Below are 23,611 nucleotides of genomic sequence, written 5' to 3'. Positions count from 1 at the left end.
CAGTGAAGTGCCTTGAAGCGAACGCGCTTCGGCTTGGCACCTTCTTCACCCAGGCGCTTCTTCTTGTCGGCTTCGTACTCCTGGTAGTTGCCGTTGAAGAAAGTCCACTGGCTGTCACCTTCAGCGGCCAGGATGTGGGTTGCGATGCGGTCAAGGAACCAGCGGTCATGGCTGATCACCAGCACCGAGCCGGCGAATTCCAGCAGCGCGTCTTCGAGCGCACGCAGGGTTTCCACGTCCAGGTCATTCGAAGGTTCGTCAAGCATCAGTACGTTGCCGCCCGCGATCAGGGTCTTGGCGAGGTGCAAACGCCCACGTTCACCGCCTGACAGCATGCCGACACGCTTTTGCTGGTCGGCGCCGTTGAAGTTGAAGCGGCCGGCATAGGCACGGCTGGGCATGGTGAACTTGCCGACGGTCAGCATGTCCAGGCCGCCCGAGATGTCTTCCCAGACGGTTTTTTCATTGGCCAGGTCGTCGCGGTGCTGGTCGACAAAAGCCATGCGCGCGGTCTTGCCGATGGCGACTTCGCCGCTGTCGGGCTGCTCCTTGCCCGCAATCAGCTTGAACAGCGTGGATTTACCCGCACCATTGGGACCGATGATGCCGACGATGGCGCCTGCGGGCACCTGGAAGCTGAGATTGTCGATCAGCAGGCGGTCGCCGAAGGATTTGCTGACATTCTTGAATTCAATGACTTCATTGCCCAGGCGCTCGGCCACAGGGATGAAGATTTCCTGGGTTTCGTTGCGCTGCTGGTATTCGAAGTCGGAGAGTTCCTCGAAACGGGCCAGGCGCGATTTGCTCTTGGCCTGGCGTGCCTTGGGATTCTGGCGCGACCACTCAAGTTCTTTCTTGAGGGCTTTGGCGCGGGCTTCCTCGCCCTTTTGCTCTTGCGCCAGGCGCTCGCCCTTCTGGTCCAGCCAGCTGCTGTAGTTGCCCTTCCAGGGGATTCCGTGGCCGCGGTCCAGTTCCAGGATCCACTCGGCGGCGTTGTCGAGGAAGTAGCGGTCATGGGTAATGGCCACCACGGTGCCCGAAAAGCGCTGCAGGAACTGCTCCAGCCAGTCCACCGATTCGGCGTCCAGGTGATTGGTGGGTTCGTCAAGCAGCAGCATGTCGGGCCGGGACAGCAGCAGGCTGCACAGGGCCACGCGGCGTTTTTCGCCACCCGAGAGCACGCCGATCTTGGCGTCCCAAGGCGGCAGGCGCAGCGCGTCGGCGGCGATTTCAAGCTGGTGCTCGGAATCAGTGCCTGCCGTGGCGATGATGGCTTCCAGGCGGGCCTGCTCGGCAGCCAGTGCATCGAAGTCGGCATCGGGCTCGCCGTAGGCGGTGTACACAGCTTCGAGCTGTGCCTTGGCGGCGAAAACCGCGCCCATGCCGGCTTCCACGCTTTCACGCACCGTGTGCTCGGGGTCCAGCTTGGGTTCCTGCGGCAAGTAGCCGATATTCAGGCCCGGCATAGGGGTGGCTTCACCCTCGATTTCCGTGTCCAGACCGGCCATGATCTTGAGCAAGGTCGACTTGCCGGAACCGTTGGTGCCCAGCACGCCGATCTTGGCGCCCGGGAAGAAGCTGAGCGACACCTCCTTGAGGATGTGGCGCTTGGGCGGCACGATTTTGCCGACCTTGTTCATGGTAAATACGTACTGAGCCATCAGGATTAACTTTGGTAAAAATGAAAAACAATGCCAGAAAACGGGCTGCCGGCGGTCCGCAAAAGTAGTTTTTACGGGCTGCCCTGCAGGCTTTCTTGCGGGCTGGAACGACACGCCGCGCCTGGGCGCAAACCGCCTTTGGACAAGGCGTGGTTTATGCGTGAATGCCCCATTATCGTTGCTGTGCGACAATACAGGGGTTGTTGGCTCCAGTTGCCTGCAACATTTGGGCACATCCGGGTACCGCTTCAAGTGGCTGCTTACGATGTAAAACGTAATGTTTAGGGCCCACTTTCTGACCCCATCTGCCTTTGACTGGCGGGTTGTCTTCCAACAAGACACCCAACAGGCCGATCTAAAGCGCCCTACGGCGCAACATCATGACATTTGAAGAATTGAACCTGGCCCCGGCCATTCTGAAGGCCGTGCTCGAGCAGGGCTACGACACCCCCACCCCCATTCAGGCCCAGGCAATCCCCGCCGTGCTCAAAGGCGTGGACCTGCTGGGCGGCGCCCAGACCGGCACCGGCAAGACCGCTGCCTTCACCCTTCCCCTGCTGCAGCGCCTGTCCACCGAGGCGCGCCTGACCAACCGCCGCGGCGTCAACGCCGTGCGGGCCCTGATCATGACCCCAACCCGCGAACTCGCGGCCCAGGTCGAAGAAAGCGTGCGTACCTACGGCAAATACACCGACCTCACCTCCATGGTGATGTTCGGCGGCGTCGGCATGGGCGCCCAGATTGAAAAACTGCGCCGCGGCGTGGACATCCTGGTTGCCACTCCGGGCCGCCTGCTGGACCACGCAAGCCAGGGTACGCTGGACCTGAGCCAGGTACAGATCCTCGTGCTGGACGAAGCCGACCGTATGCTGGACATGGGCTTCATTCACGACATCAAGAAGGTGTTGGCCCTGGTGCCCAAGCAGAAGCAGTCGCTGCTGTTCAGCGCGACCTTCAGCGATGAAATCCGCGAACTGGCCAACGGCCTGCTCAAGAACCCCGAATCCATCCAGGTCACGCCGCGCAACACCACGGTGCAGCGCATCACGCAGACCATCCACCCCGTCGGCCGCAGCAAGAAGAAAGCGCTGCTGACCCACATCATCAACGAGCACAACTGGAGCCAGGTGCTGGTGTTCACCCGCACCAAGTTCGGCGCCAACAACGTGGCCGAGCACCTGACCAAGAACGGCATTCCCGCGATGGCGCTGCACGGCAACAAGAGCCAGACTGCCCGCACCCAGGCATTGGCTGACTTTAAAAGCGGCACGATCCGCGCACTGGTGGCCACCGACATCGCCGCCCGCGGCATCGACATCGACGAGCTGCCACACGTGGTCAACTACGAAATACCCAACGTCAGCGAAGACTATGTGCACCGCATCGGCCGCACGGGCCGCGCCGGCAACAGCGGCGAAGCCGTCAGCCTGGTCTGCCTGGATGAAGAAGGCTTCATGCAGGACATCGAGCGTTTTACCAAGCAAAACATCGAAAAAATAGTGGTCCCCGGCTTTGAAGCCGAATCCGGCGAACGCGCCGAGCCACTGGCCATGGGCCGCCAGACCATCTGGGGCGGCCTGGGCAAGCCACCAAGCCGCGACGTGATGCAGGCAGCGGCCAAGGCCGCCCGCACCGAGATGATGCAGCGCATCCGCGACACCAAGGGCGCCCAGCCCGCGCGCGGTGCAGGCGGCGGTAACGGTGGTGGCGGCAATGGCGGCGCGCGCGGACGCGGTCCTGCCGGCGGCGGCAACGGAGGTGGTGGTAACGGCGGCGGCAGCGGCCGCGGTCCCCGCACACCCAACCCCGGCCAGCCACGCCAGGCCTCGGGCTATTCACAGAACGGCCAGCCGCCACGCCAGCAGACGCAGCGCCCGCCGCGCGACGACCAGCAGCCACGCGCGCCCCGCAGCGAGCCGAGGGAGCCGCGCAACGACTTTGACAACCAGCAACCCGCCAGCCACGCCTCCTCCGGTTTCCCGTCCTCGGGTCAACCCACGGGCGGCAACCGCGGCAACTACCGGGGCGGCAACCGCTCTGGTGGTGGTAATGGCGGCGGTGGTGGTGGCGGCCGGGGCAACGGGCCCCGCCGGCCTGGCGGTCCCGGCTCGTTTACCGGCCGCTAAGCGCTAACGGCGGCCATCCCACTGCGTGGGCGTCGCCATGCAATTGTTCGGCGCGGCAGGCTGCAAAATCCCAATTCCGCACCTCAGGTTCAAGCTGCTTTCAGCTGCTTGGCCGGATTGCTCAGCTTGGGCAAACGGCGCCGCGAACCGAGCACCAGCTCGATATCCTCGTGCGCGCCGTCAATCAGCACCAGAATGGCTTTTTCGGCCTTGGCCGGGTTGCGCGCGATCACCGCATCCAGCACCGCCCGGTGCAGCGGCAGGGAGCGCTTGGGCCCGTCCTTGCGGATGGTCGAAATTTCAAAGCTGGTGCGCAGCAAGGCACTGAGCGCCTTGCTCATCTGGACCAACATGCGATTGTGCGCGGCACGCAGCAGGCCCTGGTGAAAACGCAGGTCATAGGTGACGTAGTCGCCGCCGCCTTCCACGGCGCGTTTCATGCCCGCGTAGGCATCCTCGATCCCGGCGATCTCTTCCGCGGTGGCCCGCTCGGCGGCCATGCGCACGGCGGCTGGTTCCACCAAGCGCCGCAGTTCCAGCAGGTCGCGTAAAAATTCGGGCGTGATGCCGGCCTTGGCCTTCCAGGCGATGACGTCGGGATCGAACCAGTTCCAGTGTTCCTCGGTCAGCACGCGGGTGCCCACTTTGGGCCCGGTGGTAACCAGCCCCTTGGCGATCAGTGACTTGACCGCTTCGCGCACCACCGTGCGGCTCACGCCCAGTTCCTCGCAAAGCACCGGCTCCGGCGGCATGGACATGCCGGCGGTATAACGGCCCGCGACGATGGCTTCCCCGATGTGGTCAACCGTGTTGCCGTGGACGTTTTTCATGGTGGCCATGGGGTTCCTTTAGCCTCGCACAAACAAGGTGACCAACGGGTCCGAACCTACCTGGCGGCTCCAATGGCCATGCACGGCCGGATCGAAAGTGGCGCCGGCCGGCAGCAGGTCTTCGGAGTAGAAATGCTGTCCGGGCTTGAAGATGCGGGAAATTCCACCCTGCAGGCCGATCTCCATCTCGCCGCCCAGAATGAATACCCATTGGCCGTGCGGCGAACAATGGAACTGGCTGCGAAAACCTACCGGGCTGTGGCGCAACTGGTAGCCGCCTGAAGGCATCAGCGCGGAAAGCATGGATTGCGGATTGCCCTCTGGCAGCGGAACCTGCTCTTCGCGGAACTTTGCGAGGCCGTCGGCTTCGTCTGTGTAGAGAATGACTTTGGTGAAGGTGGTCAAAAAAGCTCCGTGTTCGTATTCATGAATTTGTGGTGGATAAATTCGAGGCGCGATTTCCCGCGCCTCAGGCCCCGGCCTGCGCAAGCCCGGCCCTGGCCGCAGCATCGGGCGCAAACTGCAGCAGCACCTTCATGGCCCTGCCCTTGTCGCCGGCCAGCTTGAAGGCATCCGTAGCCTGGTCGAAGTTCATGATATCGGTGATAACCGGCCGGCCATCGATCAGGCGCTTGTTCAAAAACTCCACCGCCACCGCGAACTCATGGTGGAAGCGGAAGGTGCCGCGCAGATCGATCTCCCGTGCCACCAGCGCGTTCATCGGGATTTTGATGTCGCCGCCCAGCCCCACGGCCACAATCACGCCACGCGGGGCGACGACCTGGAGCCCGGACAGCAGCGCGCGCTCATTGCCCGAGGCCTCGAACATGACGTCGAAGTAGCCCTTCTCCAGCGCATACGGCGCCAGCGCATCGGGCTGTGCCGACAGGTTGATGGCTTTGTCCRCACCCATTTTGAGCGCGCACGCCAGCGGCAACTCCGCAATGTCCACCGCCACAATCTCGGCCGCCCCGGCGCGCCGCAGGCCCGCGATCAGCAAGGCGCCGATGGGCCCGCAACCGGTGACCAGCACTTTCTTGCCGAACACGACGCCTGCGCGATTGATGGCATGCAGGCCGACCGACAGCGGCTCAGCCAGCGCAGCCTCCGACAATGAAATATCTTCGGACACGGCGTAGGCCTGCGTCTGGTCGATCACCAGCGTTTCGCGGAATGCGCCCTGCACGTGGGGGAAACGCATGGCGCTGCCGTAGAAACGCATGTCCAAACAATGGTTGTGCTGGCCGAGCTGGCAGTATTTGCAGACGCCGCAGGGACGCGATGGCGACACAGCCACGCGTTGCCCGGGTGCGAAACCCGCGACTTCGTCGCCCACTTCGCTCACGATGCCCGAAACTTCATGCCCCAGCACCATCGGCTCCTTGATGCGCACCGTGCCGAAGCCACCGTGCTGGAAGTAGTGCAGGTCCGAGCCGCAGATGCCGCCGAAGGCAACACGCACGCGCATCTGCTTCGGGCCAACGGGCTCGACTGCCTGCGAGTCAAAGCGCAGATCCAGCGGGGCGTGGCAGACGATGGCGCGCATATTCATTGAAGTTCAGCTCACAAAAAATCAAAGTTGGGCGGTGACCCCGCCATCGACATACAACACATGCCCGTTCATGAAGCTGGACGCATCGCTGGCCAGAAACACCGCCGCCCCCGCCAGTTCATGCACTTCGCCCCAACGCCGGCTCGGCGTGCGGCCGATCAGCCAGGAATTGAACTTCTCATCCGACGATAGCTTCTCGTTCAGCTCGGTCCTGAAGTACCCCGGCCCGATTGCATTGCACTGAAGGCCATGCGGACCCCAGTCGATCGCCATGCCCTTGGTCAGCATCTTCACCGCACCTTTGGTCGCCATATAGGGCGAGATGCCCGGCCGGCCGATCTCGCTTTGCACCGAGCAGATATTGATGATCTTGCCGCGCTTGCGCAGGATCATCTTACGTGCCACGGCCTGACCCACCATGAAGACGCTGTCGAGGTTGGTGCGCATGAGCTTGTGCCAGTCCTCTTCGGCAAACTCTTCCAGCGGATTGCGGATCTGCATGCCCGCGTTGTTGAACAGGATGTCGATCGGACCGATGGTTGACTCGATGGTCTCCACCGCTGCCTTCACCTCCCCGGAATCCGTCACGTCAAACGCACTCACGTGCGCCGTGATGCCTTCGCTGCGCAACAGGGCCGCGGCCTCCCGCACCTTGGCTGCATTGCGCCCGTTGACCACCACCGCCGCGCCGGCCTGGCCAAGCCCTCGCGCAAGCGCCAGGCCAATGCCGGCCGACGAGCCCGTGATGAGCGCCAGCCTGCCGTTCAGCTTGAATGAATCGGCGACCATGGCCGCACTCACGACAGGCGCTGGCCGCTGTCGCCGTTGAAGACGTGGGCCTTGCCCGGCGCCACGTCCAGGTGAATGATGTCGTCAGGCTGCGCATCGGTGCGGCCATGCATGACGACGATGATCTTGCTGTTGCCCACTTCCAGCAGCAGCTCGGTCTCGGCGCCCGTCGGCTCGATCACGATCACCTTGGCAGGGATGCCCGTGCCTGTCGTGGACACCTTCAGGTCGGTCGGCCTCACGCCGTAGTCCACCGCTTGCCCGTCCACCGCGTTGGCCAGCGCCTGCGCCGGCCAGGAATGCCCCTCTGCTTCCACCCAGGTGCGGCCATCCGCGACGCGCAGCGTGCCCTTCATCACGTTCATCGACGGCGAGCCGATGAATTGCGCGACGAAGAGGTTGCCGGGACGGTCGAACAGCTCCAGCGGTGTGCCGATCTGCTCGATGATGCCGTCGTGCATGACGACGATGCGGTCGGCCATGGTCATCGCCTCGATCTGGTCATGCGTCACGTAGACGGTCGTGGTCTTCAGGCGCTGATGCAGCGCCTTGATCTCGGCCCGCATCGCTACGCGCAACTTGGCGTCCAGGTTGGACAGCGGTTCGTCAAAGAGGAATACCTTGGGGTCGCGCACGATGGCCCGGCCCATGGCCACGCGCTGGCGCTGGCCGCCTGACAGCTCGCGCGGGAAGCGGTCGAGCAACGGGTCAAGGTTCAGGATGCGCGCCGCGTCACCCACGCGTTTGTCGGTGATCGCCTGGTCGGCCTTGCGCAGTTTCAGGCTGAAGGCCATGTTGTCGCGCACGGTCATGTGGGGGTAGAGCGCATAGCTCTGGAACACCATCGCGATGTCGCGGTCCTTGGAGTCGAGGTCGTTGATGACCTTGCCGTCGATGGAGATCTCGCCACCGGTTATCTCTTCGAGCCCGGCCAGCATGCGCAAAAGCGTGGACTTGCCGCAGCCCGAAGGGCCGACGAGCACAACGAATTCACCATCGCTGATGTCGAAACTGATGCCGTGAATGATCTTGACCTTGCCGAAGGACTTCTCGATTTTGTTGAATGCGACGGATGCCATTTTGTCTGTTTTCCCTGTGAATCAGCTTTTGACGGCGCCGGCCGTGAGGCCCGCGACCATATAGCGCTTGAATGCGTAATAAATTGCCGCAGGCGGCATTGCGTAGATAAGGCCCGTGGTCATGAGCAGTTCCCATGGTGAGTCGTCGGCCGAGAGGAAGTTGCCCAGCGCCACCGCCAGCGTCACGCTGTCGTCCTTGGACAACAGCAAAAAGGCGTAGAGGTATTCGTTCCAGGCCAGCAGCAAGGCATACGTCCCCACCGCCACCAGCGAAGGCACCATCAATGGCAGGTAAACGAGGCGAAAGAGTTGCATGGCCGTGGCCCCGTCCATCTTCGCGGCTTCATCCAATTCCCAAGGCAGCTTGTCCGACGCCTGCTTGAGCACCCAGATGCAGTACGGAGAGGCGATCGTCACCATCGCCAGGATGAGCGCCCACTGGTTGTTGAGCAGGCCATAGTTGCCCATGGTTTTGTACATGGGCACGGCCAGGAAGGCTGCGGGGATGAAGTAGGTGAACAGTGCCATGTTCATCACCGTACGGCCGCCGGGAACCCGCAACCGGCTGATGGCAAAGGCCGCGCATGTCGACACGAACAGCGTGAGCACACCGACCGACACGGCGATCAGCAAGGAATTCCAAAGCTGGATCCAGAAATGGTCCAGGTAGAAATGCTTCTGCATGAACACGAACTCGAAGTTCCGCAGTGTGGGCGCTTTCGGCCAGAGCTGGCCCGTCGTCGCCTGGTCCTTGGGCGACAGCGCGAACAGCACCATGTGGTAGATCGGCAGCAGCGTCCAGATCAACACGGGGATGCCGATGAGCAGCAGCTTGGCTTCGGTCGAGATGACCTTCAATGCGGAGCGGCTCATACCGGTTTCCGGCAACAGGCCGCCTCAACGGTCAACGTGCAATAGCGGGCAGGACTCATCATTTTGACAATCTCTTCATCATGAAATACACCAGAGGCAAGACCAGCGGCAATGCGACGACGATGGAGGCAAGGGACAGGTCAACCTGGTCCAGACGCAGGTAGCGGATGCCCAGCGTTGCCAGCACATGCGTCAGGTCTGCCGGCCCCCCACCCGTGAGCAGGTAGACGCTGTTGAAGTCACCCAGCGTCCAGATCATCGAGAGGATGGTGGATGTGAGGTACAGCGAGCGCATTGACGGCCAGGTAATGAAGCGGAACTTCTGCCACACTGAAGCGCCGTCCACCGACGCGGCTTCGTACTGCTCGCCCGGAATTGCCATACGGCCGGCCAGCAGGATCAGCGTCCAGAACGGCAGCGATTTCCAGATGTGCGCCAGCATCGAAAAGCCCAACGCCAGCGTCGGGTCGTTCAGCCAGTTCGGGCCGTCCATGCCGGTGAAGCGGTAGATGGCGGCGTTCACCACGCCCCACTCCGGGTTGAGCATGAAGCGCATGGACAGAATGGTCGGGATCGACGGCACGGCCCAAGGCAGAATGAAGATCATCGACAGGATCTTGACCCACCAGCGCGTGTTCAGGAAGAAGCCCGACAGGCCGAGCGCCAGCATCATCTTGATGTTGACGGAGACCACGACAAAGATCACGGTGTTGATCACCGTGCGGAAGAAAATGGGGTCGGCAAACAGCCGCTCGTAACTTTCCGGATGGCGCGCGAGCCACAGGCCGTAGCCCACCGGGTAGATCACGAAAATCAGGAAGATGAGAAGGTAGGGAATAACAAGAATCGCTCCCCACTTCTCCCACGAAGTCATGGCATTTTTTCTGACGGCCGATGCGGTGGCCGGTGTGTCGAGGGTCATGGTGCTCATGGMTTGTACCCTCCCCCAGCGGGGGGAGGGACTTTGGTTTTTAGTTGGATGCGACGGTCTTGATGCGGGCAATCATCTCGTCCACCGCCTTGTCAACCGGCACCTTCTCATTGAGCACGCGGTTGGCCGCCTTGGCCCAGACGTTCTCGTTGTTCAGCACGGTGAACTTGTAGTTCTTGACGAACTCGAAGCCCACCGTTCCGTTGGCGTACTGGTTGAACACCGACTTGCGATGCGCATCAGCCTGCCAGAACGGGCGTGCCTGACCGGCCTTGGTCACCGGGAACCAACGGCCGAGCGAGCCTTCGACGTACGGCGTCAGGTTCTCTTCTTCCATCAGGAACTTGACGAACTCCTTGGCGCGGGCCTTGTTCTTGGCCTGGCTAAAGACAACGCCAGTCTTCACCGCCGTGCGGTAGATCATCTTGCTGCCGTCCGGTTTGTTTGGAAAGCCTGCCGTGCGGATGCGCTCGCTGTAGTTCTTCTTCGCCAGTTCACGCTCTTCGGGTTTGAGCTTGTCGTTGTTGGCGTCGTCAAGCCACTTGGCCGCGATTGAGATCGTCGCGTTGTGCGTCATGACCGTGGTCTTGTTGTGGAAGGCGACGTTGTTGTCCGGGTCTTTCCAGCTGGTGGACGACGGTGGCGAGCAGCCCTTGGTGTACGGCGCGGTGTAGTCGGTCAACGCCCCAATCAGGCCGGCACGAACGTTAGGGTCATCGACCAGCAGCTTGCCGCTGTCGCTCACCAGCTTCACGTTGTACGCATCCATAAAGGTCAGGAAGGAGAAGAACGAGTCGCTCGAGTCCACGCCCAGGGGCTGGCCGATGCCGAAGGTGCGGTTGCCGCTCTTCTGGCGATGGGCCGGTTGCACTTTGTCGCACCAGAAAGACCAGTAGCCCTTCCAGTCGGTCGGGATGTCGGACTCCTTGAAACCCGCATCGTTGAGCATGTCGATCCAGTACTCGATGTGCATGGTCTGCTGCTTGATCGGAAAGGCGTAGTAAGCGCGGGTCTTGGCTGCGTCGTTCCACAGGAACGTCGTCTCCACCGTGTTGGGGGCGAAACGCGCGCGGATCGGGTTGATCACGCTGGAGATGTCTTCCAGCTTGCCGTCATAGGCCCACTTGCTCGTGACCTGGAAGTCATACACGTCGGCATAGGCGACGTCAGGCGGGTTGCCGGAGTCCAGCGCAGCCACGGTCTTGGGGATCATGTCCTGGATCGGGTACTGCGACAGCTCGATTTTCACACCCTTGTGCTTGGCTTCGTACTTCTTGATGGCGTCGAAGAGTGCCTGGTCCTCCGCCTGGTAGAAGCCCTTGACCCACCAGACGGTGAGCTTGTCTTGCGCGACAGCGTGGCCGCCTGCGAGCAGGCCCCCCGCGATCATCGCGCTGGCAAGAATTGTCCTGATCTTCATTGCTTTGTCTCCTGTGGTTGTTGAACTGTCTAACCGGGTCGCTCAGCTCTTAGCGCTTGCTATCATATGATGATTGAAACGCCGGTTTTTCTATGGAAAACCCGCGGTACAGCAACCGGTCCCGGGCTCATCTTCTGGAACTCTTTCGAAAGAGTCTCTTACTGGCATTCAGGGACCGGACTGAGCAGTGGCTGGCCTGCGAAGTGAGCGCTCAGATTGGCCACCGCCAGATCCGCCATGGCCTTGCGCGTCTGCCAGGTTCCGCTGGCCATGTGCGGAGTCAACACGACGTTGTCCAGCGCCTTCAGCGCATCCGGCACCTGCGGTTCTTTTTCGAAGACATCGAGACCCGCGCCGGCGATCACGCCGCGTTGCAGGGCATCGACCAGCGCCGCCTCATCCACGACCGAGCCGCGCGCAACATTGATCAGGTAACCCTCGGGACCCAAGGCCTTGAGCACTTCAGCATTGATCAGGTGTTTCGTTCCGGCGCCGCCCGGAGTGATCACCACCAGGAAATCCACCGCAGCGGCGAGCGCTGCTGCGGTGGGATGATAGGCGTACGGCAGCTCCGCCTTGGCGGTGCGCGCTGTATAGGCGATGGACATGCCAAAAGCTTCTGCGCGGCTGGCAATGGCCTGCCCGATGCGGCCCAGCCCAACGATGCCCAGCCGGGCACCTGAAACCTTGCGGGCCAGCGGCATCGGACCCTCGGCGGCCCATCGGCCGGCACGCACATAGCGGTCTGCCAGGGGGATGCGCCGCGCCACCGACAGCATGAGGCCCAGCGCGAGGTCAGCGACCTCGTCGTTGAGCACCCCGGGGGTGTGCGTCACGGGGATGCGGCGGTTCAATGCGGCGGGTACATCGACGCCGTCGTAGCCAACGCCGAAGATCGACACCACTTCGAGCGCGGGCAGCTTCTCTATCAGCGCGGCCGTGACCCTGGACTCGCCGCCGCCCGAGATGCCGCGAATCTGCGGCGCGACCATTGCAAACGCCTCGGGATCAGTCTCGTGCAGGCGGTCGTGTACCACGAAGGCCGCAGCGAGCGGCTCCATCAGGAAGGGCGGGAGCTTGGAAACGGCAAGGATGTGCGGGCGGGACAAGGCAGCTACTCCGATCATGGTTTTCACTAAGACAGCGGCCGCAATGGTATGACGATAATACCTTTACACTTTCAGGATTAACCCTACTATTTAGGCCAACAGCACATGACCGACAGCAGCAAACCCAAAAAGAAACCCGAAGAACTGCGCAGCCAGCAATGGTTCGGCCGCCAGGACCGCGACGGCTTTGCCTACCGCAGTTGGGTCAAGGGCAAGGGTGTCCCGCACGACCAGTTCGACGGCCGCCCGGTCATCGGCATCTGCAATACCTTTAGCGAACTGACGCCCTGCAACTCGCATTTCCGCACGATCGCGGAACAGGTCAAGATCGGCGTTTATGAGGCCGGCGGCTTCCCGCTCGAATTTCCGGTGATGTCGCTGGGCGAAACCCTGCTGCGCCCCACCGCCATGCTGTACCGCAACCTGGCCAGCATGGACGTTGAAGAAAGCATACGCGGCAACCCCATCGACGGCGTGGTGCTGCTGATGGGCTGCGACAAGACAACGCCTTCGCTGGTGATGGGCGCGGCCAGCGTCGACCTGCCCACGGTGGGCGTCAGCGGCGGCCCCATGCTGAGCGGCAAATGGCGCGGCCAGGAGCTCGGGTCGGGCACCGGCGTGTGGAGCATGAGCGAGCAGGTGCGCGCAGGCACGCTCAAGCTGCAGGACTTCTTCGAGGCCGAAAGCTGTATGCACCGCAGCCACGGCCACTGCATGACCATGGGTACGGCCTCGACGATGGCCAGCATGGTCGAAGCACTGGGCATTGGGCTGCCCGGCAATGCCGCCTACCCTGCCGTGGACGGCCGGCGCAACGTGCTGGCTCGCATGGCCGGCCGCCGCGCCGTCGAGATGGTGCATGAAGACCTCTTGCTGTCGAAAATCCTCACGCGCGAAGCCTTTGAAAATGCCATCAAGACCCTTGCCGCGATCGGCGGTTCAACCAATGCCGTCATCCACCTGATCGCGATGGCCGGCCGCATCGGCGTGAAGCTCACGGTGGACGACTTCGACCGGCTGGCCAGCGAGCTGCCCTGCCTCGTCAACCTGCAACCCTCGGGCAAATACCTGATGGAAGACTTCTGCTACGCCGGCGGCCTGCCGGTGGTGATGAAGGAAATCGCGCAGCACCTGCACACCGGCGCCATCACCGCCAACGGCAAAACCATCGGTGAAAACATCGCCGACGCGGAAAACTACAACACCGATGTCATCAAGCCGCTGTCCGCGCCCTTCAAGGACAAGGCCGGCATCGCCGTGCTGCGCGGCAACCTCTCGCCGCGCGGCGCTGTCATCAAACCCAGCGCTGCCACGCCGTCACTCATGGTGCACAAGGGCCGGGCCGTAGTGTTTGAAACCATTGAAGACTTCCACGCGCGCATTGACGACGAGAACCTGGACATCGACGAAAACTGCGTGATGGTACTGAAGAACTGCGGGCCCAAGGGCTACCCCGGGATGGCAGAGGTCGGCAACATGCCGCTGCCGCCCAAGGTGCTGCGCAAGGGCATCACCGACATGGTGCGCATCAGCGACGCGCGGATGAGCGGTACTGCCTACGGAACCGTGATTCTGCATACCGCCCCCGAAGCGGCAGCAGGCGGCCCACTGGCTCTGGTGCAGAACGGCGACATCATCGAACTTGACGTCCCCAATCGCCGCCTGCATCTGCATGTCAGCGATGAAGAGCTTGCGCGGCGAATGACCAGCTGGAAAGCGCCCGAACCACCGCTGTCTTCTGGGTACTGGAAGCTGTACATCGACCACGTGCTGCAGGCCGACGAAGGCGTGGACCTGGACTTCCTGGTGGGYAAGCGCGGTTCGTTCGTGCCGCGCGACAACCACTGAGCCGGTAAGCCGGGTACGGCGCGGGTACGGGCCGCACCCGGCCCGCGGGTACCATAGTGGGTTGAGGCGCGGCGTGCTTTTTCCGGTTTTTCTTCCCTGAAAAAGCCCGCGCCGGGATGCCGGAAGAAGCCAGGAAACCCAATCAATGCAAGCCAGAAAATTCGATGTCGTCGCGCTCGGCGAAGCCATGGTGGAATTCAACCAGACCACTGCCGGCCAGCCTAACTACCTGCAGGGTTTTGGCGGCGACACCAGCAACGCCGTGATCGCGGCGGCGCGCGCCGGCGCCAGCACCGCCTATCTCACCCGCCTGGGCAGCGACACCTTCGGCCACTCGCTAATGGCCTTGTGGACCGCGGAGAAGGTTGCCACGGAAGCGGTCCAGCAGGACAGCGAGGCCAGCACCGGCCTGTACTTCGTCACCCATGGCCCCAAAGGCCATGAATTCAGCTACCTGCGCGCGGGCTCCGCAGCCAGCCGCATGACGCCGGCCTGGCTGCAGCAGGCCGGCGCGGCCGATGCCGTGCGCCAGGCCAAAGTCCTGCACGTCTCGGGCATATCGCTGGCAATTTCCGCGGGTGCCTGCGACACGGCTTTTGCCGCCATGAAGCTGGCCAAGGAAGCCGGCACGCTGGTGTCTTTTGATTCCAATCTGCGGCTCAAACTCTGGCCGCTGGAACGGGCACTCGCCTGTACCCGCCACGCCGTTTCGATGTGCGACATATTCCTGCCCAGCCTGGAAGACATCACCGCCCTCAACGGCATGACCGATCCTGATGAAGTGGTGGACTGGGGCCATGCCCTCGGCGCCAAAACCGTGGTGCTCAAGCTGGGCGGCGACGGTGCGCTGGTCAGTGACGGCGTGCGTCGCGAACGTGTACCGGTGCATCGCGTGAAGCTGGTGGATGCCACCGGCGCGGGCGACTGCTTCTGCGGCAACCTGCTGGCGCGCATCGCCAAGGGCGACACGGTGTTCGACGCCACGCGTTATGCCAACGCGGCGGCAGCCCTCACGGTGCAGGGCTACGGTGCTGTGGCGCCGCTGCCGCGGCCCGAACAGGTCAGGGCCTTGCTGTGAACCGGCTGCTCGCGGTCGACTGGGGCAGTTCGTCGCTGCGCGGCGCGCTGCTCGATGTGGACGGCGCAGCGATGGAAGAACGTGCCTTCCCGCGCGGCATCCTGACGGTGGAAGCCGGCGGCTTTCCCGATGTTTTTCAAAGCTGCTTCGGCGACTGGATGACCCCCGGCACGCTGTGCCTGATCTCCGGCATGGTCGGCAGCAAACAAGGCTGGCGCGAAGCACCCTACTGCGCCTGCCCTGCAGGTTTTGGCGCGATTGCCGCCGCGCTGGAATGGGTCGAGCCGGGCCGCATTGCCATCGTTCCCGGCCTCAGCATCGACAAGAACGGCGTGCCCGATGTCATGCGCGGTGAGGAAACGCAGATTTTTGGCGCGCTGCAATTATTGGGCCTTACCAACACCCGGCTTGTGCTGCCCGGCACCCACAGCAAGTGGGTCACCGTTGAAAACCGGCAAGTCACTGATTTTTCAACCTGGATGACGGGCGAGCTGTACGCCTTGCTGCGCCGGCAGTCCATCCTGGCACGCATGCTGCCGGACGATGAACCATCGCTGGAAGCTGCCGCCTTTGAGCAAGGTGTGGCGCATGCGCTGGCCGGCCCCGGCCTGCTGAATACGGCCTTCAGCACGCGCACCCTTTCGCTGTTCCAGCGGATGGCTACCGACGCACTGCCCAGCTACCTTTCAGGCGTCGTCATCGGAGAAGAACTCAAATCCCAGCCACTCGCGCGCGGCGAGCGGGTGGTGGTGATGGGTGCCGAGGCGCTCACAGCGCGTTATGAACAGGCGCTGGGCCAGCTCGGTGTCACAGTCCAGCGCGTGGGCGCCGGCGCCACCTGGTGCGGCCTGCGCGCCATCGCTGATACCCTGCCCTGACCGAACTGCCCGGCAACGGCGAACCATTCATATTCCATCATGAACGCACACCAGAAATTTTCCCAGGCCCTCAGTACCCTTCCCCTCGTGGCCATCCTGCGCGGGCTGTCACCACCCGAGGCATTGCCCGTGGGCCAGGCGCTTGTGGCCACCGGATGGACCCTGATCGAGATTCCCCTCAATTCACCCCAGCCGCTGGACAGCATTGCCGCCATGGCCGGCGCCTTCCCCCAGGCCCTGGTCGGCGCTGGCACGGTGCTGACGCCTGAAGCAGTGCGCGATGTCAACGCTGCCGGTGGCCAGCTGATCGTTTCGCCCAATTTCAACCCTGCGGTGGTACGTGAAGCAGTTCGCCTCGGCATGGTATGCCTGCCGGGCATCATGACTGCGAGCGAGGCATTCGCCGCGCTCGACGCCGGCGCGACCGGGCTGAAGATTTTTCCTGCCGAGATGATCACCCCAGCGGTCGTGAAAGCCCTTCGTGCGGTGTTGCCCGCCCAAGCCGCCGTGCTGCCGGTCGGTGGCATCACGCCCGGTAATATGGCGCCCTACCTGGCTGCAGGTGCCAACGGTTTCGGCATCGGATCTGCACTCTACAAGCCGGGAGCATCTGCTGCCCAGGTTTCCGAATCTGCTATGGAATTTATAGCTGCTTGCGCTGGTAGCATAAGGGTATGAGCATGATTTCATCCACAGAACCTGCCCCGGTGTCGTTTGGGCTGGCGGGCCGTGTCTGCATTGTCACCGGCGGTGCCCAAGGCATCGGGGAGGCTTGCGCACGGCGTTTTTCGCGCGAGAAAGCCCCGGTCGTTATCGCCGACATCGACGACACCCGCGGCGCTGCACTCGCCGCGGAACTCGGCGGCCTTTACGTTCATTGCGATGTGGGCGACAAAGCCCAGGTCGACGCGCTCGTGGCACAAACCCTGGCCGCCCACGGCCGCATCGACGTGCTGGTCAACAACGCCGGCATCTTCAAGGCCGCCGAATTCCTCGACGTGACTGAAGCCGACTTCGACGCCGTGCTGCGCATCAACCTCAAAGGTTCCTTTCTGGTGGGCCAGGCCGTGGCACGCGTCATGGCGGCCGCCGGCAAGGGCAGCATCGTCAACATGAGTTCGGTCAACGGTGTACTCGCGATTCCCACCATCGCCAGCTACAACGTCAGCAAGGGCGGCATCAACCAGCTCACGCGCGTGATGGCACTGTCGCTGGCCGGCCAGGGCGTACGCGTCAATGCCGTCGCGCCAGGCACCATCGCCACCGAGCTGGCAGCGAAAGCCGTGCTCACCAGTGACGAGGCCAAGGCAAAAATCATGAGCCGCACGCCAATGAAACGCCTGGGCGAGCCCTCCGAGATTGCCGACACCGTGGCCTACCTGGCCAGCGACGCAGCCAGCTACATCACGGGTGAGATCGTGGTGGTGGATGGCGGGCGGATGACACTCAATTACACAGTCCCCGTCTAATCAGGCTGACTTTGGCCGCTTCAGCTGCTAGCCTGTAGCGGCAAGGCGCTGCTCCGGCGCCAGCCAGACTGGAGGCGACATGGCGACGATCTACAAGGAATTCACCGTCGACGCGGGCATAGATCGCGTCTGGGATGCACTGCGCGACTTCAACGCGGTACACCAACGCCTGGCGCCCGGCTTTGTGGTGGACTGCAAGCCGAGCGAAGGCAACCGCACCGTGACCTTTGCCAACGGCGCGGTAGCGCAGGAATTGCTGGTGGGCATCCACGAAGGAGTGCACCGGCTCAGCTACACCATCGCCGGCGGCAAGGCCAGCCACCATATGGCCTCGGCGCAGCTGTTTGCCGAAGGCGACAAGCGCACACGTTTTGTCTGGATCACCGATGTGCTCCCCGATTCGCTGGGGGACTACATCGACGCGATGATGAGCCAGGGTGCGGCGGTCATGCAGCGCACGCTCAGCGCCGCCTGACGCCGCCCGAAGTCGCGAAAATTCAGGCAGGACGCCTGGCCAGCAAGGCCCAGACGCCAGCCAGCGACAGCAGCGAACCACCCGCAAGATTGAAGCGCCGCTGCGCGCGCGGCGAGGCGAGCAGCGTACGGGCCGAGGCGGCAAACACCGCATACAGCGTGGCGTTGAGGCTGGCCATCCCCACGAAGGTCACGGCCAGTACCCAAAGCTGGCGCGTCACGTCGGCGCCGGGGTTAATGAACTGCGGCAGGAAGGCCACGAAGAACACAATGCCCTTGGGGTTGAGCGCGGTGACCAGGTAGGTGTTGCCAAACAGCTTCCACAACGAGCCCGGTGCCTCGGGCGCCGCGGCCTGCACAGGCGAAATCCCGGCTCGCAGGAGCTTGATGCCAAGGTAGAGCAGGTACAGGCCACCGGCCCACTTGACCACCGTGAACCAGAAAGCGGACGCCGCCATCAGCGCGCCCAGGCCGAACAGGGACACGACCAGCGCCGTCGAATCGCCCAGCGCCACGGCGGCGACCAGCGGAATGTTGGCCCGCCTGCCATGCGCCATCGAATAGCTGATGACGGTAAGGATGGTGGGGCCGGGAATGATGAGCAGGACGGCGGTTGCGGCGACAAAAGCCAGCCAGAGCTGGAGGGACATGGTGCGTGTTCCGAAAGTTGCGGGACTGCGAGGGATATCTGGTTTCATGATACCGGCCATCTGCATCTGCCTTAAAGCATCTGCCTAAAATCGTGCATGCCCTCCGCCACCCCTCCCATGACCCCCACAGCAGCCGCATCACCCGCCGCCGGCCTTTTTGCCGACGACAGCCGCACCATGCGTTGCGCCTGGTGCCAAGCGACACCGCTTTACCGCAACTACCACGACAGCGAATGGGGCTTCCCGGTGGACGACGAACGCCGGTTGTTCGAAAAGATCTGCCTCGAAGGCTTCCAGGCTGGTCTGAGCTGGCTCACGATCTTGAACAAGCGCGAATCCTTTCGCAGCGCCTTCGCCAACTTCGATGCTGAGCAGGTGGCTCGCTTCGATGCGCGCGACATCAAGCGCCTGGTCAACGACGCCAGCATCGTGCGCCACGCGGGCAAGATTGCCTCGACCATCAACAACGCACAGCGTGTGATCGAGCTGCGTAAAGAGTTCGGCTCGCTGGGCGCCTTTGTCTGGCGGCTGGAGCCGGAGACCAAACACCGGCCCGCGCGCATCACGCACGAGGCCGTCAAGGCCATGCCGACCTCGCCCGCCTCGACCACGCTGTCCAAGGATTTGAAAAAACGCGGCTGGACTTTTGTGGGGCCGACGACGATGTACGCCTTCATGCAGGCCATGGGCCTGGTCAACGACCACCTCGAAGGCTGCGAGAGCCGCAAGGCCGCGCTGGCTGCGCGCAAGGCTTTCACCCCGCCGCGCGTACCTTGACTAAGAACCTGTTCACGGTCTAAAGCCACTTGGCGCGTCTGAATCGCCAGTAGAGAAGCGAACACGCCACCACGATCATGCTGAGAGCCATGAGATAACCGTAGCGCCACTTGAGTTCGGGCATGGCTTCGAAGTTCATGCCCCATATGCCGGCAAACGCCGTGCAGACCGCAAAGATACTGGCCCAGGCTGCGAGTTTCTTGGTCACCTCGCTTTCCTCGATGGTGACCATCGCAAGGTTCACCTGGATGGCGGTGCCAATGGTGTCGCGCATGTTCTCGATCAGCGCGTTGATGCGCGACAAATGGTCAACAACGTCCCGGAAATAGTCCTGCACGCCGGCACAGATCTGCGGCACCCGGCCGCCGTACAGTTTGCTGGCGCCTTCGAGCAGCGGCGCGACCGCATGCTTGAGCACCATCACGCTGCCTTTGAGTTCATAGAGCCGCTCAATATTTTTGCGCGCTGCCCCGGGCGTAAAAATTTCTTTCTCGATCAACTCCAGCTCGGTTTCGAGTTCATCAAGAACCGGAAAATAGCGATCAACGACAGCGTCCATCAGGGCGTACAGCACGAAGCCCGAGCCGTGGCGGAGCAACTCGGGCTCACGCTCGCAGCGTTCGCGCACCCCGAGGAAACCTTTGTTGCTGCGGTTGCGCACCGAGAGCACGTAGTTCTTGCCGGTGAACACGTCGACCTCGCCTACATGAAGCTGGCCCGGTGTGTCGGTGGATGGCTCGATCAGGTGCAACACCGAAAAAAGGGAGGCCCCGTACTCTTCGACCTTGGGGCGCTGGTGGCCGTGCCGTGCATCCTCGACCGCCAGCTCATGCAGGCCGAACTCATGCTGCATCTCTTCAAGCTCTTCCGGGGTGGCATCCTGCAGCGCAACCCAGACAAAGGCGTCCGGACGGCAGATGTAATCGCTGATCTCGCTGACAGGTATATCGGCGAGTTTGGTGCCATTTTGGTAAACCACGCAATTGATGAGCATCTGATGTTCCCGCTAGTTGGCTGCCTGCGTGGATTCTGGCACAGCGTCAACGTGCCGTCATGCAGGGCTCAAGCGGGCCTGCGCGGCACCACCAGCTTGTAGACCGAATGCTGCAGCACATCGCCGTGCTGGTCGCGTGTTTCACTGCGCACGGTCACCATGCCGCGGTCGGGCCGCGACCGTGAAGGCGTCACGCTGACCACTTCCGTCTCGACATGCAGCACGTCATCCGGCCGTGTCGGTTTGGGCCAGCTGATTTCGCCGCCCGCACCGATGATGCCGCCCGCCAGCGGCAAACCGCCACCGACCAGCAAGCGCATGGTGATGGCTGCCGTGTGCCAGCCGCTCGCGGCCAGACCACCAAACAGCGTAGCTTGGGCCGCTTCATCGTCCAGGTGAAAAGGCTGCGGATCAAACTGCTTGGCAAACGAGGTGATTTGAGCTTCGTCAAGGGCGTGCTCACCACTGACGAACCGGTCACCAGCCTTCAGGTCGTCGAGATAAAGGGGTTGCGGAACGTCAGTTTCAGGAATATTACCCACGCATGTCTCACATTAAAAGGGACCACTCAGGCCGCGGCCCTCGCTGCCACCTGCCGCGGCAGCAGCGCCTCGCGTATCGGCAGATTTACCAGGGCGGCACCGACGGCCAGAACAATGTCGATGTACCAGACCCAGTCATAGCTACCAGTGGCCTGGAATATATAGCCGCCCAGAAAGGCGCCGAGGAAACCGCCCACCTGGTGAGACAACATGACCACACCGAACAGCATGGCCATGTTGGCCGTGCCGAACATCTTGGCGACCAGGCCCACCGTGGGTGGAACGGTCGACAGGAAGGTCACGCCCATGACGGCGGCAAAGATCAGCATCACGGCCGGCGTCTTGGGTGCAAGTAGAAAGAGCAGCACAGCCAGGCCGCGCGTTGCGTACAGCAGCGCCAGCAAGGACTTCATGCGCCAGCGGCCCACAGCCCACCCCATCGCCAGACTGCCGACGATGTTGAAGAGGCCAATCATCGCGAGCGACCAACCGCCAATTTCGGGTGGTAAACCGCAGGCCGCTATCACGCCAGGGAGGTGAGTAGCCAGGAACGCCACGTGAAAGCCGCACACGAGGAAACCTGCGGCCAGGTAACGGTAGCTGGGTGTCGCCATCGCCTGGCTGATGGCCTGGCGTGCGCTGAGCGCTTTCGTGCCCGAAGCTGCTGCGGCCTGCGCCGCCATCGCCTTTGAATTGCCCTTGAGCACCAGTACCGCCGGCACGGCCAGCAGCACCAGCACGCCCAGCCATTGCATCGCGCTGGCCCAGCCGACAGCGGCGGTGAGGCCAATGGCAATAGGTGCCATGGCGAATTGGCCGAAGGAGCCGCCCGCATTGACGATGCCTGTGGCCAGGCCGCGCTTTTCAGGCGGCACCAGGCGTGTGCTGGCGGCCATCAGCACAGAAGGCCCGGCCATCCCGGCACCGCCCGCCGCAAGCACGCCGATGGCAAAGATCAGGCCGACTGTGCTGGTCATCAGCGGCGTGATGATGGTGCCAATCGCCACCAACACCACACCCAGGAAGATCACACGGCCAGTACCGATGCGGTCGGCCACAGCGCCCGCAAAGGGCTGTGTGAGCCCCCACCAGAGCTGACCGAAAGCGAAGGCCAGGCTGATACTGCCTATGCCCAGTGCGGTGGAGGTATTCAGCGCCGAGAGGAAGAGGCCCATGGTCTGGCGCACACCCATGGTGAGGGCAAAAGTGCCACCGGCGGCCAGCAGCACCAGCCACATGGCGATGCGACGCGCTGGCAGGGCAGTGGAAAAAGCGGAAGGCGCGGCGCTGGAAGGGAAAGGGGAAGGCTCGGGGTTACTCATCATCAGCTCCAGATTCGATGGGGGACAAAAGCTCTAAAGATTCGTTGATCAGGTTATGTAGGGCCAGCACACGCCCGGTTCCCAGCAGCGCGTTGAGCTGCTCCTGCGCCGCCCTCCACCGCGATCGGGCCTCCTCGCGTTTGGCGCGACCCGCATCAGTCAGCACCACGGTACGGCTGCGCGCATCGGTGCCCGCGGCAAGCTCTATCCACCCGGCGTCGATCAGAGGCTTGAGGTTGCGCGTGAGGGTGGAGGCACTCATCTTCATGCCGCGCGCCAGCTCGCCCGGTCGCATGGGGCCGAGCTTCAATACGTAGGTCAGCAAGGAGTACTGCGTGGTCTTCAGTCCGGCCTTGGTCATTTCCAGGTCGTAGTGGTGCGCAACGCGGCGCATCAGCTGGCGCAGCTTGAGGTTGGTGCAACCCTGCACTTTGAGTTCGGCCTGGGTTGACAGGCGGGTTTTCTCGTTCATAATTTGATTGTACCTACAACTGTTGTATATGCAATATTTATGAATGCCATGACCCCGCAAGACACATTGACTCAGTGGATGGAGCAAAGCGCCGCGGTGCGCGCCCGCATGGTGGACGGTGGCGGAAAACCCGGCCTGGCACGGCCGCAAGACGTGGAGGGAAAGACCGGCATGGAAGTCATGCAGGCCATGCTGGCCGGCGAGCTGCCTTACCCCCACATCGCCGAAACGCTGGACTTCGCGCTGATTGAAATCGAGCCCGGTAAAGCCACCTTCCAGGGAACGCCGCAACTCAAGCACTACAACCCGCTGGGCACGGTGCACGGTGGCTGGTACGCCACGCTGCTCGACTCCGCCGTGGGCTGTGCCGTGCACACCATGATGCCCGTGGGTCGGGCCTACACCACGGCCGAGCTCAGCATCAACATCGTGCGCGCCGCCTCACACAAGACCGGGCCGCTGCGCGCCATCGGCACCGTGATCCACTGCGGCCGCCAGTTGGCCACCGCGGAAGGCCGCATAGTTGGGCCGGACGGCAAGCTGTATGCGCATGCGACCACCACCTGCCTGGTATTCGAGGTGCCGGCGCGATCCGCGCAGTAGCGGACTTTCGCGAAGGTTTCAGCACGTATGGCACGGATTGGTGACAATGGGACACCCCATGACTTCACGGTGAAACTCCATGCGACTCCTACACACCATGCTGCGCGTTGGCAATCTCCAGCGCTCCATCGACT

Annotated in this window: 24 protein-coding genes; 9 read left to right on the top strand and 15 right to left on the bottom strand. The window is 62.9% G+C overall.

Features of this window, described 5'->3' with window-relative positions; translation table 11 throughout:
- The coding region (ettA, locus tag AC1D0Z_RS07485) for an energy-dependent translational throttle protein EttA (RefSeq protein WP_477655228.1) at positions 1-1,661 on the bottom strand (1,661 nt) is incomplete at its 3' end.
- 380 nt (positions 1,662-2,041) lie between these two features.
- Here ettA and AC1D0Z_RS07480 point away from each other — a divergent pair.
- Complete coding sequence (locus AC1D0Z_RS07480; protein ID WP_477657614.1) at positions 2,042-3,787, top strand: DEAD/DEAH box helicase; 1,746 nt, start codon at positions 2,042-2,044, stop codon at positions 3,785-3,787.
- Between the two features lie 89 nt (positions 3,788-3,876).
- Here the strand turns inward: AC1D0Z_RS07480 and AC1D0Z_RS07475 are convergent, their stop codons facing one another.
- From AC1D0Z_RS07475 to AC1D0Z_RS07435, 9 genes are all read right to left on the bottom strand, one after another.
- Entirely contained in the window at positions 3,877-4,626 is a 750-nt protein-coding gene (locus tag AC1D0Z_RS07475) for a FadR/GntR family transcriptional regulator (protein WP_477657613.1), read from the bottom strand.
- Between the two features lie 9 nt (positions 4,627-4,635).
- Positions 4,636-5,022 carry a cupin domain-containing protein gene (locus AC1D0Z_RS07470; RefSeq protein ID WP_477657612.1) on the bottom strand — a complete coding sequence of 129 codons (387 nt, stop codon included), beginning with the start codon at positions 5,020-5,022 and terminating at the stop codon, positions 4,636-4,638.
- Positions 5,023-5,086: 64 nt separating this feature from the next.
- Positions 5,087-6,163: an L-idonate 5-dehydrogenase gene (locus AC1D0Z_RS07465; protein ID WP_477657616.1), complete on the bottom strand. Its 1,077-nt coding sequence runs from the start codon at positions 6,161-6,163 to the stop codon at positions 5,087-5,089.
- 27 nt (positions 6,164-6,190) lie between these two features.
- Complete coding sequence (locus AC1D0Z_RS07460) at positions 6,191-6,958, bottom strand: SDR family oxidoreductase (RefSeq protein ID WP_477657611.1); 768 nt, start codon at positions 6,956-6,958, stop codon at positions 6,191-6,193.
- Positions 6,959-6,966: 8 nt separating this feature from the next.
- Complete coding sequence (locus AC1D0Z_RS07455) at positions 6,967-8,037, bottom strand: ABC transporter ATP-binding protein (RefSeq protein WP_477657610.1); 1,071 nt, start codon at positions 8,035-8,037, stop codon at positions 6,967-6,969.
- A 21-nt stretch (positions 8,038-8,058) separates the two neighbouring features.
- Positions 8,059-8,910 (bottom strand): carbohydrate ABC transporter permease, encoded by an 852-nt coding sequence (locus tag AC1D0Z_RS07450; RefSeq protein ID WP_477657609.1) that lies wholly within the window; start codon positions 8,908-8,910, stop codon positions 8,059-8,061.
- Positions 8,911-8,968: 58 nt separating this feature from the next.
- A complete protein-coding gene (locus tag AC1D0Z_RS07445; protein ID WP_477657615.1) occupies positions 8,969-9,832 on the bottom strand; it encodes a carbohydrate ABC transporter permease in 864 nt (287 codons plus the stop codon).
- A 49-nt stretch (positions 9,833-9,881) separates the two neighbouring features.
- A complete protein-coding gene (locus tag AC1D0Z_RS07440; protein ID WP_477657608.1) occupies positions 9,882-11,261 on the bottom strand; it encodes an ABC transporter substrate-binding protein in 1,380 nt (459 codons plus the stop codon).
- A gap of 158 nt (positions 11,262-11,419) precedes the next feature.
- Complete coding sequence (locus tag AC1D0Z_RS07435) at positions 11,420-12,388, bottom strand: 2-hydroxyacid dehydrogenase (RefSeq protein WP_477657607.1); 969 nt, start codon at positions 12,386-12,388, stop codon at positions 11,420-11,422.
- Between the two features lie 87 nt (positions 12,389-12,475).
- Here AC1D0Z_RS07435 and AC1D0Z_RS07430 point away from each other — a divergent pair, with 87 nt between their 5' ends.
- The 6 genes from AC1D0Z_RS07430 to AC1D0Z_RS07405 all read left to right on the top strand — a co-directional run bounded on the left by AC1D0Z_RS07430 (position 12,476) and on the right by AC1D0Z_RS07405 (position 18,118).
- Complete coding sequence (locus tag AC1D0Z_RS07430) at positions 12,476-14,218, top strand: IlvD/Edd family dehydratase (RefSeq protein WP_477657606.1); 1,743 nt, start codon at positions 12,476-12,478, stop codon at positions 14,216-14,218.
- A gap of 145 nt (positions 14,219-14,363) precedes the next feature.
- Complete coding sequence (locus AC1D0Z_RS07425; RefSeq protein WP_477657605.1) at positions 14,364-15,296, top strand: sugar kinase; 933 nt, start codon at positions 14,364-14,366, stop codon at positions 15,294-15,296.
- Positions 15,293-16,174 (top strand): 2-dehydro-3-deoxygalactonokinase, encoded by an 882-nt coding sequence (locus AC1D0Z_RS07420; protein WP_477657604.1) that lies wholly within the window; start codon positions 15,293-15,295, stop codon positions 16,172-16,174. The genes AC1D0Z_RS07425 and AC1D0Z_RS07420 overlap by 4 nt, the downstream gene beginning before the upstream one ends.
- Positions 16,175-16,213: 39 nt before the next feature.
- Positions 16,214-16,852, top strand: coding sequence for a 2-dehydro-3-deoxy-6-phosphogalactonate aldolase (locus AC1D0Z_RS07415; protein WP_477657603.1), 639 nt, complete (start codon positions 16,214-16,216; stop codon positions 16,850-16,852).
- Between the two features lie 2 nt (positions 16,853-16,854).
- Positions 16,855-17,643, top strand: coding sequence for an SDR family NAD(P)-dependent oxidoreductase (locus AC1D0Z_RS07410; protein ID WP_477657602.1), 789 nt, complete (start codon positions 16,855-16,857; stop codon positions 17,641-17,643).
- A gap of 79 nt (positions 17,644-17,722) precedes the next feature.
- Positions 17,723-18,118 (top strand): SRPBCC family protein, encoded by a 396-nt coding sequence (locus tag AC1D0Z_RS07405; RefSeq protein ID WP_477657601.1) that lies wholly within the window; start codon positions 17,723-17,725, stop codon positions 18,116-18,118.
- Between the two features lie 22 nt (positions 18,119-18,140).
- Here AC1D0Z_RS07405 and AC1D0Z_RS07400 read toward each other — a convergent pair whose 3' ends face one another.
- Positions 18,141-18,767, bottom strand: coding sequence for a LysE family translocator (locus tag AC1D0Z_RS07400; protein WP_477657600.1), 627 nt, complete (start codon positions 18,765-18,767; stop codon positions 18,141-18,143).
- A 117-nt stretch (positions 18,768-18,884) separates the two neighbouring features.
- Between AC1D0Z_RS07400 and AC1D0Z_RS07395 the strand changes: the two genes are divergently transcribed.
- Positions 18,885-19,544 (top strand): DNA-3-methyladenine glycosylase I, encoded by a 660-nt coding sequence (locus AC1D0Z_RS07395; protein ID WP_477657599.1) that lies wholly within the window; start codon positions 18,885-18,887, stop codon positions 19,542-19,544.
- A gap of 19 nt (positions 19,545-19,563) precedes the next feature.
- On the opposite strand, the gene AC1D0Z_RS07390 is transcribed toward AC1D0Z_RS07395, so the two are convergent.
- The 4 genes from AC1D0Z_RS07390 to AC1D0Z_RS07375 form a co-directional block, all read right to left on the bottom strand.
- On the bottom strand, positions 19,564-20,538 hold the full coding sequence (locus AC1D0Z_RS07390) for a magnesium and cobalt transport protein CorA (RefSeq protein ID WP_477657598.1): 975 nt from the start codon (positions 20,536-20,538) through the stop codon (positions 19,564-19,566).
- A 68-nt stretch (positions 20,539-20,606) separates the two neighbouring features.
- Positions 20,607-21,080: a MaoC family dehydratase gene (locus tag AC1D0Z_RS07385; protein WP_477657597.1), complete on the bottom strand. Its 474-nt coding sequence runs from the start codon at positions 21,078-21,080 to the stop codon at positions 20,607-20,609.
- A 26-nt stretch (positions 21,081-21,106) separates the two neighbouring features.
- The gene (locus AC1D0Z_RS07380; RefSeq protein ID WP_477657596.1) at positions 21,107-22,405 is read right to left on the bottom strand and encodes an MFS transporter; all 1,299 of its coding nucleotides are present in this window, start codon (positions 22,403-22,405) and stop codon (positions 21,107-21,109) included.
- Positions 22,395-22,874, bottom strand: coding sequence for a MarR family winged helix-turn-helix transcriptional regulator (locus AC1D0Z_RS07375; protein WP_477657595.1), 480 nt, complete (start codon positions 22,872-22,874; stop codon positions 22,395-22,397). Before AC1D0Z_RS07375 ends, AC1D0Z_RS07380 begins: the two co-directional genes overlap by 11 nt.
- A gap of 39 nt (positions 22,875-22,913) precedes the next feature.
- Between AC1D0Z_RS07375 and AC1D0Z_RS07370 the strand changes: the two genes are divergently transcribed.
- Positions 22,914-23,477, top strand: a complete 564-nt coding sequence (locus AC1D0Z_RS07370; protein WP_477657594.1) for a PaaI family thioesterase — start codon at positions 22,914-22,916, stop codon at positions 23,475-23,477.
- Positions 23,478-23,611 lie beyond the last annotated feature (134 nt).

The organism is Polaromonas sp. P1_E3, from assembly GCF_056405935.1.
This window is presented reverse-complemented; position numbering and strand designations above follow the sequence as displayed.